This is a genomic window from Pseudomonas sp. LAMO17WK12:I10, from assembly GCF_900215185.1.
In the GTDB taxonomy this organism is placed as follows: domain Bacteria; phylum Pseudomonadota; class Gammaproteobacteria; order Pseudomonadales; family Pseudomonadaceae; genus Aquipseudomonas; species Aquipseudomonas chlororaphis.
In genome coordinates, this window is the sequence record NZ_OBDX01000003.1 from 237,369 (window position 1) to 251,014 (window position 13,646).

Annotated in this window: 13 protein-coding genes; 10 read left to right on the top strand and 3 right to left on the bottom strand. The window is 63.8% G+C overall.

All coding sequences use genetic code 11. From position 1 onward, the window contains the following. Window positions 1-41: 41 nt before the first annotated feature. Window positions 42-1,436 carry an argininosuccinate lyase gene (gene argH / locus CRO75_RS05605; RefSeq protein ID WP_097134676.1) on the bottom strand — a complete coding sequence of 465 codons (1,395 nt, stop codon included), beginning with the start codon at window positions 1,434-1,436 and terminating at the stop codon, window positions 42-44. A gap of 592 nt (window positions 1,437-2,028) precedes the next feature. Between argH and CRO75_RS05610 the strand changes: the two genes are divergently transcribed. The 7 genes from CRO75_RS05610 to CRO75_RS05640 all read left to right on the top strand — a co-directional run bounded on the left by CRO75_RS05610 (window position 2,029) and on the right by CRO75_RS05640 (window position 8,364). Next, a complete protein-coding gene (locus tag CRO75_RS05610; protein WP_016703190.1) occupies window positions 2,029-2,775 on the top strand; it encodes a LytTR family DNA-binding domain-containing protein in 747 nt (248 codons plus the stop codon). Between the two features lie 139 nt (window positions 2,776-2,914). Further along, entirely contained in the window at window positions 2,915-3,856 is a 942-nt protein-coding gene (gene hemC, locus CRO75_RS05615) for a hydroxymethylbilane synthase (RefSeq protein ID WP_097134677.1), read from the top strand. Beyond that, window positions 3,853-4,620: a uroporphyrinogen-III synthase gene (locus CRO75_RS05620; RefSeq protein WP_097134678.1), complete on the top strand. Its 768-nt coding sequence runs from the start codon at window positions 3,853-3,855 to the stop codon at window positions 4,618-4,620. The genes hemC and CRO75_RS05620 overlap by 4 nt, the downstream gene beginning before the upstream one ends. A 17-nt stretch (window positions 4,621-4,637) precedes the next feature. Then, complete coding sequence (locus tag CRO75_RS05625; protein WP_053263073.1) at window positions 4,638-5,777, top strand: uroporphyrinogen-III C-methyltransferase; 1,140 nt, start codon at window positions 4,638-4,640, stop codon at window positions 5,775-5,777. Then, the gene (locus tag CRO75_RS05630) at window positions 5,774-7,012 is read left to right on the top strand and encodes a heme biosynthesis protein HemY (RefSeq protein ID WP_097134679.1); all 1,239 of its coding nucleotides are present in this window, start codon (window positions 5,774-5,776) and stop codon (window positions 7,010-7,012) included. Before CRO75_RS05625 ends, CRO75_RS05630 begins: the two co-directional genes overlap by 4 nt. A gap of 163 nt (window positions 7,013-7,175) precedes the next feature. Next, window positions 7,176-7,697: a disulfide bond formation protein B gene (locus CRO75_RS05635; RefSeq protein WP_097134680.1), complete on the top strand. Its 522-nt coding sequence runs from the start codon at window positions 7,176-7,178 to the stop codon at window positions 7,695-7,697. A gap of 208 nt (window positions 7,698-7,905) precedes the next feature. After that, window positions 7,906-8,364, top strand: a complete 459-nt coding sequence (locus tag CRO75_RS05640) for an Rsd/AlgQ family anti-sigma factor (protein ID WP_007926697.1) — start codon at window positions 7,906-7,908, stop codon at window positions 8,362-8,364. Window positions 8,365-8,426: 62 nt separating this feature from the next. Here CRO75_RS05640 and CRO75_RS05645 read toward each other — a convergent pair whose 3' ends face one another. After that, window positions 8,427-9,092, bottom strand: a complete 666-nt coding sequence (locus CRO75_RS05645) for an FKBP-type peptidyl-prolyl cis-trans isomerase (RefSeq protein WP_097134681.1) — start codon at window positions 9,090-9,092, stop codon at window positions 8,427-8,429. A 193-nt stretch (window positions 9,093-9,285) separates the two neighbouring features. Here CRO75_RS05645 and CRO75_RS05650 point away from each other — a divergent pair, with 193 nt between their 5' ends. Continuing rightward, window positions 9,286-10,509 carry an AlgP family protein gene (locus CRO75_RS05650; RefSeq protein WP_097134682.1) on the top strand — a complete coding sequence of 408 codons (1,224 nt, stop codon included), beginning with the start codon at window positions 9,286-9,288 and terminating at the stop codon, window positions 10,507-10,509. Here CRO75_RS05650 and CRO75_RS05655 read toward each other — a convergent pair. Further along, complete coding sequence (locus CRO75_RS05655; protein WP_097134683.1) at window positions 10,506-10,970, bottom strand: TIGR02444 family protein; 465 nt, start codon at window positions 10,968-10,970, stop codon at window positions 10,506-10,508. The two genes, CRO75_RS05650 and CRO75_RS05655, sit on opposite strands and share 4 nt — an antisense overlap. Window positions 10,971-11,020: 50 nt before the next feature. On the opposite strand from CRO75_RS05655, the gene CRO75_RS05660 reads away from it, so the two are divergent. After that, window positions 11,021-12,931, top strand: a complete 1,911-nt coding sequence (locus CRO75_RS05660; protein WP_097134684.1) for an ATP-binding cassette domain-containing protein — start codon at window positions 11,021-11,023, stop codon at window positions 12,929-12,931. Continuing rightward, the gene (locus CRO75_RS05665) at window positions 12,931-13,512 is read left to right on the top strand and encodes a mechanosensitive ion channel family protein (RefSeq protein WP_097134685.1); all 582 of its coding nucleotides are present in this window, start codon (window positions 12,931-12,933) and stop codon (window positions 13,510-13,512) included. Before CRO75_RS05660 ends, CRO75_RS05665 begins: the two co-directional genes overlap by 1 nt. Window positions 13,513-13,646 lie beyond the last annotated feature (134 nt).

Consider the following 13,646-nt stretch of genomic DNA (forward strand, 5'->3'; position numbering starts at 1 on the left):
CCGCGCTCTTAATCTGGAGCGTGGCTTGCCCGCGTTAGCTTTTAGCGGCTGCTCAGCAACGCCTGGCCGCGAACCACCGCCGCCTTGACCTGAGCCGGGGCCGTGCCGCCGATGTGGTCACGGGCGTTGACCGAGCCTTCCAGGGTCAGCACGGCAAACACGTCCTGGTCGATCTGGTCGCTGAACTTGCGCAGTTCCTCCAGGCTCATTTCCGCCAGGTCCTTGCCGGTCTCCACGCCATACTTCACGGCGTGGCCGACGATCTCGTGGCAATCGCGGAATGGCAGGCCACGGCGCACCAGGTAGTCCGCCAGGTCGGTGGCGGTGGAGAAACCGCGCAGTGCCGCTTCGCGCATCATCGCGTGCTTGGGCTTGATCGCCGGGATCATGTCGGCGAAGGCGCGCAGCGAGTCGCGCAGGGTGTCGGCGGCGTCGAACAGCGGTTCCTTGTCTTCCTGGTTGTCCTTGTTGTAGGCCAGGGGCTGGCCCTTCATCAGGGTCAGCAGGCCCATCAGGGCGCCGAACACGCGGCCGCTCTTGCCACGAACCAGCTCCGGAACGTCCGGGTTTTTCTTTTGCGGCATGATCGAGCTGCCGGTGCAGAAACGGTCGGGCAGATCGATGAACTGGAACTGCGCGCTGGTCCACAGCACCAGCTCTTCGGAGAAGCGCGACAGGTGCATCATGGCCACGCTGGCGGCGGCGCAGAACTCAATGGCGAAATCGCGATCAGACACATTGTCCAGCGAGTTGCCACCGACGGCGTCGAAACCCAGCAGTTGGCAGGTCAGCTCGCGGTCGATCGGGTAGGTGGTGCCAGCCAGCGCGGCGCTGCCCAGCGGCATGCGGTTGGTGCGCTTGCGGCAGTCGACCAGGCGCTCGTAGTCGCGGCTGAGCATCTCGAACCAGGCCAGCATGTGATGACCGAAGGTCACAGGCTGCGCGGTTTGCAGGTGGGTGAAGCCCGGCATGATGGTGCCGGCTTCGCGCTCGGCCTGCTCCAGCAGGCCTTTTTGCAGGCGGGTGATTTCCGCCAGGATCAGATCGATTTCGTCGCGCAGCCACAGACGGATATCGGTGGCGACCTGATCGTTGCGGCTGCGGCCGGTGTGCAGCTTCTTGCCAGTGACGCCGATGCGGTCGGTCAGGCGTGCTTCGATGTTCATGTGCACGTCTTCCAGGTCGACGCGCCAGTCGAAGGTGCCGGCCTCGATTTCGCCCTGGAGGGTTTTCAGGCCGTCGATGATGCTGTCGCGTTCGGCATCGGTCAGTACGCCGACCTTGGCCAGCATGGTGGCGTGGGCGATCGAGCCCATGATGTCGTGACGATAGAGGCGCTGGTCGAAAGTGACGGAGGCGGTGAAGCGGGCGACGAAGGCGTCGACGGGCTCACTGAAGCGGCCGCCCCAGGACTGATTGGTCTTGTCAGTGCTCATGAATTCGCTCGTGATCGGCTGGAAGGGAAATGAGGTGAAAAGTTGCCGCGGATAATAACAGGGTTGCCAATCCTGTAGCTGGCACCGGTCGGCAGGTTTTTATTTCTGCCATGGGGGCCGCGGGCGCTTGTCGCCGACCTCGGGCGCGCAGAGACTAGGCGAGCGAAGGCGGGGTGCGAGGAGTGATGTAACGATATTTATCGATAGAGCAATATCGTCTTGGCAACCGTCTACAGTTGGACTGAAGGAACAGCGCAATCCCGGATGTTTCATCGAGTCTGGTCGCTGATCACGCAACCGTTGTCGCATGCGCTCCGGTCCCGCCGCCACCTCGCGATTCGCGAGGGAGGCGATCGGGGTGGAAGCCGACTATAAGAAAGGGGGTGTTTGTGTCCTGTATCAGCAGTCCCCATGACCATGTCGTGCAGTGGCGGGCCTTGAACGGTATCGAGCAGGCCCGGGTAAATAATGGTGCCCGTCGTGGGGCACTTTTTGGCCCTCGCACTAGTCTTAGCGTGGATCGCCGTGACGGACGTCACTTCACCTGTCTACGCTATCCTTGTGCGAGACTCACGCAGGAATCCAGCGCAATATGAATGTCCTGATCGTTGATGACGAACCCCTAGCCCGCGAGCGACTGAGCCGCATGGTCAGTGAGCTTGAGGGATACAGTGTCCTGGAGCCCAGCGCCACCAATGGCGAAGAGGCATTGGCCCTGATCGACAGCCTGAAGCCGGATATCGTGCTTCTCGACATCCGCATGCCGGGTCTCGATGGCCTGCAGGTTGCCGCCCGTTTGTGCGAGCGCGAAGCGCCGCCAGCCGTGGTGTTTTGTGCCGCCCCTGATGAATTCGCCCTTGAGGCTTTTGATGTCAGCGAGGTAGGTCACCTGCTCAAACCGGTGCGTTCCGAGCATCTGCTCGAGGCGCTGAAAAAGGCCGACCGCCCTAACCGGGTCCAACTGGCGGCCTTGACCCGGCCCGCCGCGGAAAGCGGTAGCGGCCCTCGCAGCCATATCAGTGCGCGGACCCGCAAAGGCATCGAGCTGATCCCGCTGGATCAGGTCGTCTATTTCATTGCCGACCACAAATACGTGACCTTGCGCCATGAAAGCGGCGAAGTCCTGCTGGACGAACCCCTGAAGGCACTGGAGGACGAGTTTGGCGAGCGTTTCGTACGCATCCATCGCAACGCCCTGGTGGCCCGTGAACGCATCGAACGCCTGCAGCGTACGCCGCTGGGGCATTTCCAGCTGTTCCTCAAAGGTCTCAATGGCGATGCGTTGATCGTCAGCCGACGGCATGTGGCCGGCGTGCGCAAGATGATGCAGCAGCTCTAGATCCGGGCGGCCGGGCGGGTCATGCGCCCCGCCGCAATGTTCCTGCAGCCAGGGAGGGGTTGTAGTTCCTGATACAAGTCAAAGCTGATTTGGCTGAGCTGTTATCATCTGCCGTATTTTCATCAGTACGGATTGATCCATGTCCTCTCGCGAAATCCGCATCGCTACCCGCAAAAGTGCCTTGGCCTTGTGGCAAGCCGAATACGTCAAAGCTCGTCTGGAAGCCGCTCACCCGGGGTTGATCGTGACGCTGGTGCCCATGGTCAGTCGCGGCGACAAGCTGCTCGACTCGCCGTTGTCGAAAATCGGCGGCAAGGGACTGTTCGTCAAGGAGCTGGAAACCGCGCTGCTGGAAAACGAAGCGGATATCGCCGTGCATTCGATGAAAGACGTGCCCATGGACTTCCCCGAAGGCCTGGGCCTGTTCTGCATCTGCGAGCGTGAAGACCCGCGCGATGCCTTTGTCTCCAATACCTATTCCAGTCTCGACGACCTGCCCGTGGGCAGCGTGGTGGGCACCTCCAGCCTGCGTCGCCAGGCGCAACTGCTGGCTCGTCGTCCGGACCTGCAGATCCGCTTCCTGCGCGGCAATGTCAATACTCGCCTGGCCAAGCTCGACGCCGGTGAGTACGACGCCATCATCCTGGCCGCCGCGGGCTTGATCCGTCTTGGCTTCGAAGATCGCATCAGCTCTTCGATCAGCGTCGACGACAGCCTTCCGGCTGGCGGCCAGGGCGCGGTGGGCATCGAATGCCGCACGGCCGACAGCGAGATCCATAAGCTGCTGGCGCCACTGCATCATGTCGATACCGCGGATCGAGTCACCGCCGAGCGAGCCCTCAACAAGCATCTGAATGGTGGCTGCCAGGTACCGATCGCCTGCTATGCGATACTTGAAGGCGATCAGCTGTGGTTGCGTGGCCTGGTCGGCGAACCGAGCGGCGGTGTGCTGCTCAGCGCCGAGGCCCGTGCTCCACGTAGCGCGGCGGCGGCGCTCGGCGTGCAGGTCGCGGAGGATCTGCTGGCCCAAGGCGCCGACGATATTCTGCGCGCGGTCTATGGCGAGGCTGGCGAAGAGTGAGCGACTGGCGTGTGCTGCTGACCCGGCCCACGGACGAGTCGGCGCTGCTGGCTGAGGTTCTGGGCGAAGCGGGGGTGTTCAGCAGCAGCCTGCCGTTGCTGGAAATCCAAGCCCTGCCTTTTGGCGATACCCAACGCGCCACAGTGCTTGATCTACACCTGTACTGTGCGGTGATCGTGGTCAGCAAGCCGGCCGCGCGAATGGCCGTGCAACTTCTCGAGCAGTTCTGGCCGCAGCCGCCGAGCCAGCGCTGGTTCAGTGTGGGCGCCGGCACGGCGCAGATTCTGGCCGATCACGGCCTGGATGTTTTTTTCCCCGAGCAAGGCGATGACAGCGAAGCCTTGCTTGAACTTCCCCAGTTGCGCGAGGCTATTGCACGGCCCGACCCGCGGGTGCTGATCGTGCGCGGGGAGGGTGGCCGCGAGCTGCTGGCTGAGCGTTTGCGCGGCCAAGGTGCTAGTGTCGATTATCTGGAGTTGTACCGCCGCGACCTGCCGCGCTATGCCGACGGGGTCCTGATGCAACGCATCCGAGCTGAACGCTTGAATGGGCTGGTGGTCAGCAGTGGGCAGGGTTTCGAGCACTTGCAGCAGTTGGCCGGCGAGGCCTGGCCACAGGTGGCGCGGCTGCCGTTGTTTGTACCGAGCCCCCGGGTCGCCGAGATGGCGCGTGCCGCCGGGGCCGAGAAAGTTGTGGATTGTCGTGGCGCCAGCGCCGCGGCCTTGCTAACGGCGCTATGGGAGCAACCCGTGCCCGTTCTCTAAATGCAAAGGATGGATACGTGAGCGAAACAGCCTTGCCTAAAGATGATGTCCAGCCGGTAGTCGACGCACCGGCTGAACCCGCAACCCCTGCTCCGCAGCGCCGTGGCAACGGGTTGGCGATCCTCGCCCTGCTGCTGGGGGCGGCCGGCGTCGCTGCCGGCGGCTGGGGTGTCTGGCAGGTGCGCAGCCTGCAGGCCAACAATCAACAGCAGTTGGGGCAGTTGCAGGCCCTGGGTGACGAGGCGCAGAGCCTGAAGCTCAACGAGCAGCGCCTGACGGCGCGTCTGGAGCAGTTGCCGGCGGCCGATGAGCTGGAAGAGCGTCGCCGTCTGGTCGCGCAGTTGCAGGGCGACCAGCAGCGACTCAGTCAGAAGCTCGAGAGCGTGCTGGGTGCCAGCCGCAAGGACTGGCGTCTGGCCGAGGCGGAACATCTGTTGCGTCTGGCCAGCCTGCGTCTTTCGGCCTTGCAGGACATCAGCAGCGCCCAGGCCCTGGTGCAGGGGGCCGACGAGATCCTGCGCGAGCAGAACGATCCCGGTTCTTTCGCCGCGCGCGAACAGCTGGCCAAGAGCCTCGCGGCCCTGCGCAGCACCGAACAACCGGATCGCACCGGGCTGTTCTTGCAGCTGGGCGCACTGCGCGACCAGGTGACCGAGCTCACCGAGTTGGCCCCGGAGTACCGCGACCGTGGCGATTCGCTGCTGGGCCTGACCGCCGACGGCGACGGCGCCAGCCGCTGGGCGCAATGGTGGGATCAGATCTCGCGTTACATTCGTATCGACTTCAACGCGGACAAGAATGTGCGGCCGCTGCTCGCCGGGCAAAGCCTGACGCAGGTGCGCCTGGCCTTGAGCCTGGCCCTGGAGCAGGCGCAATGGGCGGCCCTGAACGGCCAGGCACCGGTGTACACCCAGGCCCTGGCGGAAGCTCGCGACGTGTTGAAGGGCAATTTCAATCAGGACAACCCGCAAAGCAAACTCATGCTCGAGCGCGTGTCCGAGCTGAGCAAACAGCCGGTCACTGTGCAAACGCCGGACCTGGCCAAGACCCTGAGCGCCGTTCAGGCCTACCTGGAGCGACGCAACCTGAGCGCTGAAGAGTCGGTGAAACCACTGGCCAAACCTGCTGCGAATGCCCCGCAGGAGACCAGCCCATGAAGCGCCTGTACGTGATTCTGTTCCTGGTGATCGCCGCCTCGGGATTGCTGGGGTTGGCGATTGCCGAGCACTCCGGGTACATCCTGATTGCCTACGACAGCTTCCGTTATGAGTCGAGCCTGTGGGCGACCTTGGCGCTGCTCGCGGTGATCTGGCTGGTGATCTGGGGTATCAAGGCACTGATCGAACTGGTGATGGCCTCCAGCGGCGTGGTCAATCCCTGGTCGCGGCGCAACCGGAGCCGTCGCGTGCAGATTGCCATCGAACAAGGCCAGATGGATCTTGCCGAAGGCCGCTGGGCCAGCGCCCAGAAGCACTTGCATCGTGCCGCGGAAGCCGAGCGCCAGCCTCTTTTGTACTACCTCGGCGCCGCGCGGGCGGCGAACGAGCAGGGAAACTACGAGCAGTGCGACAGCCTGCTGGAGCGTGCCCTCGAGCGCCAGCCCCAGGCTGAGTTGGCGGTGGCCTTGAGTCATGCCCAGCTGCAGACCGATCGCGGTGATACCGAAGGCGCCCTGAGTACCCTGCAAGCCATGCACGAGCGTCATCCGCACAGTGTCCAGGTGCTGCGGCAGTTGCAGCGTCTGCACCAGCAGCGGGGCGATTGGTCGGCGGTGATCCGCCTGCTGCCCGAGCTGCGCAAGGACAAGGTCCTGCCCGCCAACGAACTGGCCGAGCTGGAACGTCGGGCCTGGGGCGAGAACCTGACCCTCGCGGCGCATCGCGAAGAGGACGGTACGGTCGGCCTGCAATCGCTCAACCGCGCTTGGCAGCAACTGACCGCGGCCCAGCGTCAGGAACCGCAGCTGGTGCTGGCCTACGCCGAACAACTGCGGCAATTGGGCGCCGGGGCCGAGGCCGAAGAAGTGCTGCGCGTCGCTCTCAAGCGCAAGTACGACAGCCATCTGGCGCGGCTTTACGGCTTGCTGCGGGGCAGTGACCCGGCGCGGCAACTGCAGTTCGCCGAGCAGTGGCTCAAAGACCACCCGAACGATCCGAGCCTGCTGCTGACCCTGGGTCGCCTGTGCCTGCAAACCAGTCTCTGGGGCAAGGCGCGGGACTACCTGGAAAGCAGCCTGCGCCTGCAGCGCAACCCTGAGGCCTGTGCCGAGCTGGCCCGGTTGCTGGCGCAACTGGGCGATACCGAGCGCAGCAACCAGCTGTTCCAGGAAGGCCTGGGGTTGTTGGACGAGCGCCTCCTGGCATCGCCGCTGCCGGTGCCCGCCAGGGTATAAACCTGCAAGACTGGGCCGCCCCCGGAGGGGCGGCCCGCCCCGCGACTCCCCCCGATCTGGCCTCTGTGCCGGTTTGCCGCGTTCGATCTTGTCATGGCGCGCCTTGAAAGGGCCGAGCGCTTTCTCTACCGTGGCAGCCTGTTTCTTCCGTTGTGGATACACCATGTCGCTGGCCGGCTCACGCTTGCTGTTCTCCCTTGTGTTTTTTACCGGTGCCTTGGCCCTGTGGGCCTCGTTTCACCTGGAGTTCGGGATTGGGCTCGAGCCTTGCCTGTTGTGGGTGGCGCAACGTTTCTTCGTGTTGCTGTTGACCTCGATCAGCCTGGTCGCGGTCCTGCAGGGGCCACAATACCCGGCGAGTGCCCTGTACTGGCTGCTGGAACTGCTCTGCAGCCTGGCGGGTGTCGTTACGGCAGGGCGCCATGTGCTATTGCAGAACATTCCTTCGGATCAGTTGCTGGCGTGCTTGCCGGACATGCCGTTCATGCTCGGCAACCTGTCCTGGGGGCGTGCCTTGCAGCTGGTTTTCACCGGGACCGCGCAGTGCGCGGAGGTCACCTGGACGCTGCTGGACATGAGCGCCGCGGAGTGGAGCCTGCTGTTTTTCATCGCTGTGATGATTTTGAGTGCCTATCGTCTGGCGCGGCTTCTACCATGGGGCCGGCGCAGGGCGGCCGCGACCTGAATCGGCGATTTACAATGGGACGCAAGATTAAACACTTGTATGAACTTTATCTCCTGCGTACCTTGAAGCGGCTGTCGAGCGGGCATAATCTGGCCCGCACGTGTCACCGCAATTACGTTGCTCGATGCTGTTCTGCCTGGCCGGATGCTGATGTTCAGTCCTGTGGCGGATTCAGAGCGGCATGACCCATAAGGGAAGAGAGATCGCCATGCTCGAAAGTTGTCAGAATGCTCAGGAACGCTGGGGTGGAGTGCATCTGCTGATCGATCGCTGGTTGCAGGAGCGTCACGAACTGGTTCGGGCCTATGATGCTCTCGGCGCGGAGCCTGAGACGCTGGCTGAAAATCGACAGCCGCTGCAGGAGTTCTGCGCAATCCTGGTGGACTACGTCTCCGCCGGCCATTTTGAAATCTACGAGCAGTTGACTGGCGAGGCCAAGGCCTTCAATGATCAGCGCGGGCTCGAACTGGCCGAAACCATTTATCCTCGGATCGATGTCATCACTGAAAAGCTGCTGGCGTTCAACGATCTGTGCGACGAAGGAAAATGCGTGGCGGAGAAGTTCAAGGAGCTGGGTGGTCTGCTGCATGAGCGCTTCGAGCTGGAAGATTGCCTGATCGAAGTGCTGCACAACGCTCACAAGGAAGAGGCCGCCGTTCAGGCCTGACTTGCAGCGAAAGCTTTACCGGAACGGTGCGCATTGCGCACCGTTTTTCGTTTCTGCGCCCCTTAGCCGGTAGCCCCCAGCAGCTCGATTTCAAACACCAGGGGCGTGTAAGGCGCGATCAGGTCGCCCGCGCCGTCGGCACCGTAAGCCTGGGCCGAAGGAATCACCAGGCGCCACTTCGCCCCCGTCGGCATCTGCTGCAAAGCGCTGCGCCATCCGGCAATCACACTGTCCAGACGAAACCACTGCGGCTGCTGATTCTGATCGAACACCGTGCCGTCAGGCAGGCGTCCGATATAGCGAACCTGTACCGAACCATTGGCTCCCGGCCGTGCTCCACTGCCGGGTGCCAGCTCGGTCAGCAGGATGCCGTTCTCCAGTTCGCGTACGCCCGGCTTGGCCTTTTCGGCCGAGAGAAAGCGCTGTTCGTTTTCCAGCGCCACTTCGATTCGCGGCTTGTCCGCTTGCTCGCCAACCTGTGCTTCATGCTGGGCGAGGATCTGTTCGATACGCTCGTCCTTGAGTGCCAGGGGCTTGCCTTGGTAGGCCTGTTTCAAGCCCTCCACCAATGCCTGGATCTGCAGGTCCGGCACCTCCTGGCGCAGGCGTTCGCCGAGGCTGGCGCCCAGGCTGTAGGCGAGATCGTGGGCATCGTTTTTCTGCGAATCTTCGGCGGCCTGAGCCAGTGGCAACAACACACACAAGGATAAAAAAAGGTAACGCGACATGGGCGTTCTCCGGCCTGAGACGAGGTGGATTATGCCAGCGTGGATGTGGTGGCTGGTGAGTAACTTTCTTGTGCGCGAAGAACATTTTCGATCCTCTGCAACGCATGGCATTCGATACTGTCAACATGCCCTAGCGGCGGTAGCAGCAGAGGTCTAGTATGAGCCGCAACTCACGTCAGCCAGGAGGTAAACCATGTCGGCCAATAAGAAGCCTGTAAGTACTCCGTTGCATTTGCTCCAACAGCTTTCGGGCAGTCTGCTCGAGCACTTGGAAAACGCTTGTTCCCAAGCCTTGGCTGATGCTGAAAAACTGCTCGCCAAACTGGAAAAGCAACGCGGTAAGGCACAGGAAAAACTGCACAAATCGCGGACCAAATTGCAGGACGCCGCGGCGGCCGGCAAGGCCAAGGCACAAGCCAAAGCCAAGGACGCAGTGAAAGAACTTGAAGACCTGCTCGATGCACTCAAGGCACGTCAATCCGAAACCCGCGCCTATATTCTGCAACTCAAGCGCGACGCTCAGGAAAGCCTGAAACTGGCCCAGGGCGTCGGTCGTGTGAAAGAAGCCGCAGCCAAGGTGCTGAGCACTCGCTCCGCCAAACCGGCCGCCGCTCCAGCGCAGAAAGCCGCAGCCAAGCCCAAGCCGGCGGCAAAAGCCCCGGCCAAACCTGCCGCTAAAGCACCGGCAAAAGCTGCCAGCAAACCGGCTGCTAAACCTGCCGCCAAGCCAGTGGCAAAAACCGCCGCAGCCAAACCTGCAGCTGCCAAGCCAGCGGCTAAACCGGCTGCTGCAAAAGCCCCTGCGAAACCTGCTGCCAAACCGGCTGCGAAAACAGCGGCTGCCAAACCGGCTGCAGCGAAACCCGCTGCCAAGCCAGCAGCAAAACCTGCGGCCAAATCCGCCGCCAAGCCCGCAGCTAAAACTGCAGCGGCCAAGCCTGCTGCTGCCAAGCCTGCGGCTAAACCGGTAGCGGCAAAACCTGCTGCGAAGCCGGCCGCCAAACCGGCTGCGGCAAAAGCTCCGGTGAAGGCGGCAGCTAAACCTGCAGCTAAACCAGCAGCCAAGCCCGCGGCCAAACCTGCAGCAGCCAAGCCGGCGGCTTCCACTGCCGCCAAGCCAGCAGCGGCTAAACCGGCTGCAGCAAAACCAGCCGCCAAGCCTGCGGCAAAACCCGCAGTAAAACCTGCTGCCAAGCCGGCTGCAAAACCAGCCGCGAAGAAGCCTGTCGCCGCCAAACCTGCCGCAGCCAAACCGGCCACCGCTCCAGCGGCCGCCAAGCCAGCCACCCCGGCAACCCCGGCAACCCCGGCTGCCAAGCCGGCGGCACCGGTATCTTCGCCCGCTCCAGCGGCGGCTGCGCCAGTTTCGGCTCCGACTGTCGCGCCTGCCAGCACCACGCCAACCAGCGCTTCCTAAGCGCCGGTCACCGCGACGCGCAGCGCCTGCAGCGCGTCGCGGTTGAGGTTGGCGGCTTCGGCCGCCAGTCCTTCCAGCCAGTTCGTCAGATCCTGCGCTTCACCCTCCGACCATCCCCCCGCCAGCGCTTCCAGGCGCAGCAGCAGTTGCCGTTCGGCCTCGAGTTCCAATGCCTTGACCTGTTCGCGCAAGATCGCCAGTTCCGGATCCGCGCTCGCGGCCGGGCGCCATTGCGTGCGCAGCTGGCGCAGCGGCCTGACGACTTCGTCGTGCCAGGGCTGGCCCAGGGCTCGCAGCTGTTGCAGGCGCTGCGAAGTGCAGACCACCCCGCGTGCGCCGAGCCAGGCCGCGCAGAGTAGAAGGCAGACATTGGCCCCGGCCGCCTGAAGGTCCAGGCAGGCTTCTTCGACGCCCGGGCGGGCGTAGGTCTTGAGGGTGAAGCTCCACAGGTCAGAGGACATAGTGCTACTCGCGCCAGTTGCGAACGAAGCTGGTAGACTCCGCCGCCATTATGATTCGACTTCAGAACCTGACTTTACAGCGTGGTCCGCAACGTCTGCTAGAAGACGCCGAGCTGACCCTGCACGCCGGCCAGAAAGCCGGCCTGATCGGTGCCAACGGCGCCGGCAAATCCAGCCTGTTCGCCTTGCTGCGTGGCGAGTTGCACCCGGATTCGGGCGACTGCTTCCTGCCCGCCGACTGGCGCATCGCCCATATGCGCCAGGAGGTCGATACCCTTGAGCGGCTGGCGGTCGACTACGTGCTCGATGGCGACCTGCGCCTGCGCCAGGTGCAGCGTGAGCTGGCCGCCGCCGAAGCGGCCCATGACGGTGCGGCCCTGGCGCGCCTGCATGCCGAGCTGGACAGCGCCGACGGTTATACCGCCGACGCCCGGGCGCGCAAGCTGCTGGCTGGCCTGGGTTTCAGCAACGAGCAGATGGACCGTCAGGTCGGCGACTTCTCCGGTGGCTGGCGGATGCGCCTGAACCTGGCGCAGGCGCTGATGTGCCCGTCGGACCTGCTGTTGCTCGACGAGCCGACCAACCACTTGGACCTCGATGCGATCCTCTGGCTGGAGGACTGGCTCAAGGGCTACCCCGGCACTTTGCTGCTGATTTCCCACGACCGCGATTTCCTCGATGCCGTGGTCGACCATGTGGCTCACGTCGATCAGCGCAAGATCACCCTTTATCGCGGTGGCTACAGCGCCTTCGAGCGCGCCCGTGCCGAACGTCTGGCGCAACAGCAGCAAGCCTACGAGAAGCAGCAGGCGCAACGCGCGCACATGGAAAAGTACATTGCGCGCTTCAAGGCCCAGGCCACCAAGGCCCGCCAGGCCCAGAGCCGGATCAAGGCCCTGGAACGGATGGAAGAGCTGTCCGCCGCCCACGTCGACTCGCCGTTCGACTTCGTTTTCCGCGAGTCGGAAAAGATCTCCAGCCCGCTGCTCGACCTGTCCGATGCCCGCCTGGGTTACGGCGAAAAGACCGTGCTGGAGAAGGTCAAGCTGCAACTGACCCCGGGTGCGCGCATCGGTCTGCTCGGCCCCAACGGTGCGGGCAAGTCGACCCTGATCAAGAACCTCTCCGGCGAGCTGTCGCCGCTGGGCGGTCGCCTGACCCGCGGCGAGAACACCGTGGTCGGCTACTTCGCCCAGCACCAGTTGGACTCGCTCGATGCCAAGGCCAGCCCGTTGCTGCATTTGCAGCGCCTGGCGCCGACCGAGCGCGAGCAGACCCTGCGCGACTTCCTCGGCGGTTTCGACTTCCGCGGCGCGCGTATCGACGAGCCAGTGCTGAATTTCTCCGGTGGCGAAAAGGCGCGCCTGGCCCTGGCCCTGATTGCCTGGGACCGCCCGAACCTGCTACTGCTCGACGAACCGACCAACCACCTGGACCTGGAGATGCGCCTGGCCCTGACCATGGCCCTGCAAGAGTTCAGCGGCGCGGTACTGGTGGTCTCCCACGACCGTCACCTGCTGAAAAGCACCACCGACAACTTCTACCTGGTGGCCGACGGCAAGGTCGAAGAGTTCGACGGCGACCTGGACGACTACGCGCGCTGGCTGGTGGACTACCGCCAGCGCAACGCGCCGGTCAGCACGACCACGGTCAACCCGGACAAGACCGACAAGAAGGCCCAGCGCCAGGCCGCCGCGGCCCTGCGCCAGCAGTTGGCGCCGCACAAGCGCGAAGCCGACAAGCTGGAAACCAAGCTGGGCAAGGTCCACGAGCGGCTGGCGAAAATCGAAGCCAGCCTTGGCGACAGTGGCATCTACGAAGCCGCGCGCAAGGACGAGCTGCGTGACCTGCTGGCCGAGCAGGCCAGGTTGAAGGTGCGTGAAGGCGAGCTGGAAGAGGCCTGGATGGAAGCCCTGGAACTGCTGGAAAGCATGCAGGCGGAACTGGAAGCCTTGTCCTGATGGACGCGTTCAAGCTGCCTGTGCCTATCACGTGGGTCGAGCCGCTGTGGGTCACCGTGCAAATCCTGCTGATCCTGCTGGCTGGCTACATCACCCAGCGGTTTGTCGCCCGCTGCCTGACCCGCCTGGGTGAACGTTACCCGTTCCCGCCGCAGCTGCTGATGCCGCTGCGTGGCGGCTTGCGCTGGCTGATCATGGGCAGCGCGCTGATCTTCGTCCTGGAGCGACTCGGGGTGTCGGCGACGGTGCTCTGGACTGCCCTGTCCGGTTTTGTCGCGGTGGCGGCGGTGGCCTTCTTCGCCATGTGGAGCGTGCTGTCCAACCTGCTCTGCGCCATCCTGATCTTCACCGTGGGCCCGTTCCGCATCGGCGATGTGGTCGAGCTGGTGGACACCCTCGACAAGCCGGGTATCAAGGGCCGGGTGGTGGCAATCAACCTGCTGTACACCTCGCTGATCGAGGCCGAGGAAGCCGGCACCGGCGGCGTCATGGTGCAAGTGCCCAACAGCCTGTTCTTCCAGTGTTCGGTGCGCCGCTGGCGTGGCAGCGATGCGCTGTCGATAGGCTCCGGCGAGAAATAGTCCTCCTGCGCCGTCTCTGTAGCCGCTGCCGAGCATCGCGAGGCTGCGATCGGCTGCGAAGCAGGCGTGCTCTTGAGATCGCAGGGAGCTCCTGCGGGCCTTAGCGCAGCCTTCGGCAGCGGCTACAGTTGGCC

What these genes read in the sequence shown, in the direction of transcription:
- CRO75_RS05655 (WP_097134683.1), bottom strand. Translation starts at nt 10,970, where the DNA reads ATGTCCTCTGACCTGTGGAGCTTCACCCTCAAGACCTACGCCCGCCCG.
- argH (WP_097134676.1), bottom strand. Translation starts at nt 1,436, where the DNA reads ATGAGCACTGACAAGACCAATCAGTCCTGGGGCGGCCGCTTCAGTGAG.
- CRO75_RS05630 (WP_097134679.1), top strand. Translation starts at nt 5,774, where the DNA reads ATGAAGCGCCTGTACGTGATTCTGTTCCTGGTGATCGCCGCCTCGGGA.
- CRO75_RS05650 (WP_097134682.1), top strand. Translation starts at nt 9,286, where the DNA reads ATGTCGGCCAATAAGAAGCCTGTAAGTACTCCGTTGCATTTGCTCCAA.
- CRO75_RS05665 (WP_097134685.1), top strand. Translation starts at nt 12,931, where the DNA reads ATGGACGCGTTCAAGCTGCCTGTGCCTATCACGTGGGTCGAGCCGCTG.
- CRO75_RS05645 (WP_097134681.1), bottom strand. Translation starts at nt 9,092, where the DNA reads ATGTCGCGTTACCTTTTTTTATCCTTGTGTGTGTTGTTGCCACTGGCT.
- hemC (WP_097134677.1), top strand. Translation starts at nt 2,915, where the DNA reads ATGTCCTCTCGCGAAATCCGCATCGCTACCCGCAAAAGTGCCTTGGCC.
- CRO75_RS05635 (WP_097134680.1), top strand. Translation starts at nt 7,176, where the DNA reads ATGTCGCTGGCCGGCTCACGCTTGCTGTTCTCCCTTGTGTTTTTTACC.
- CRO75_RS05660 (WP_097134684.1), top strand. Translation starts at nt 11,021, where the DNA reads ATGATTCGACTTCAGAACCTGACTTTACAGCGTGGTCCGCAACGTCTG.
- CRO75_RS05610 (WP_016703190.1), top strand. Translation starts at nt 2,029, where the DNA reads ATGAATGTCCTGATCGTTGATGACGAACCCCTAGCCCGCGAGCGACTG.
- CRO75_RS05640 (WP_007926697.1), top strand. Translation starts at nt 7,906, where the DNA reads ATGCTCGAAAGTTGTCAGAATGCTCAGGAACGCTGGGGTGGAGTGCAT.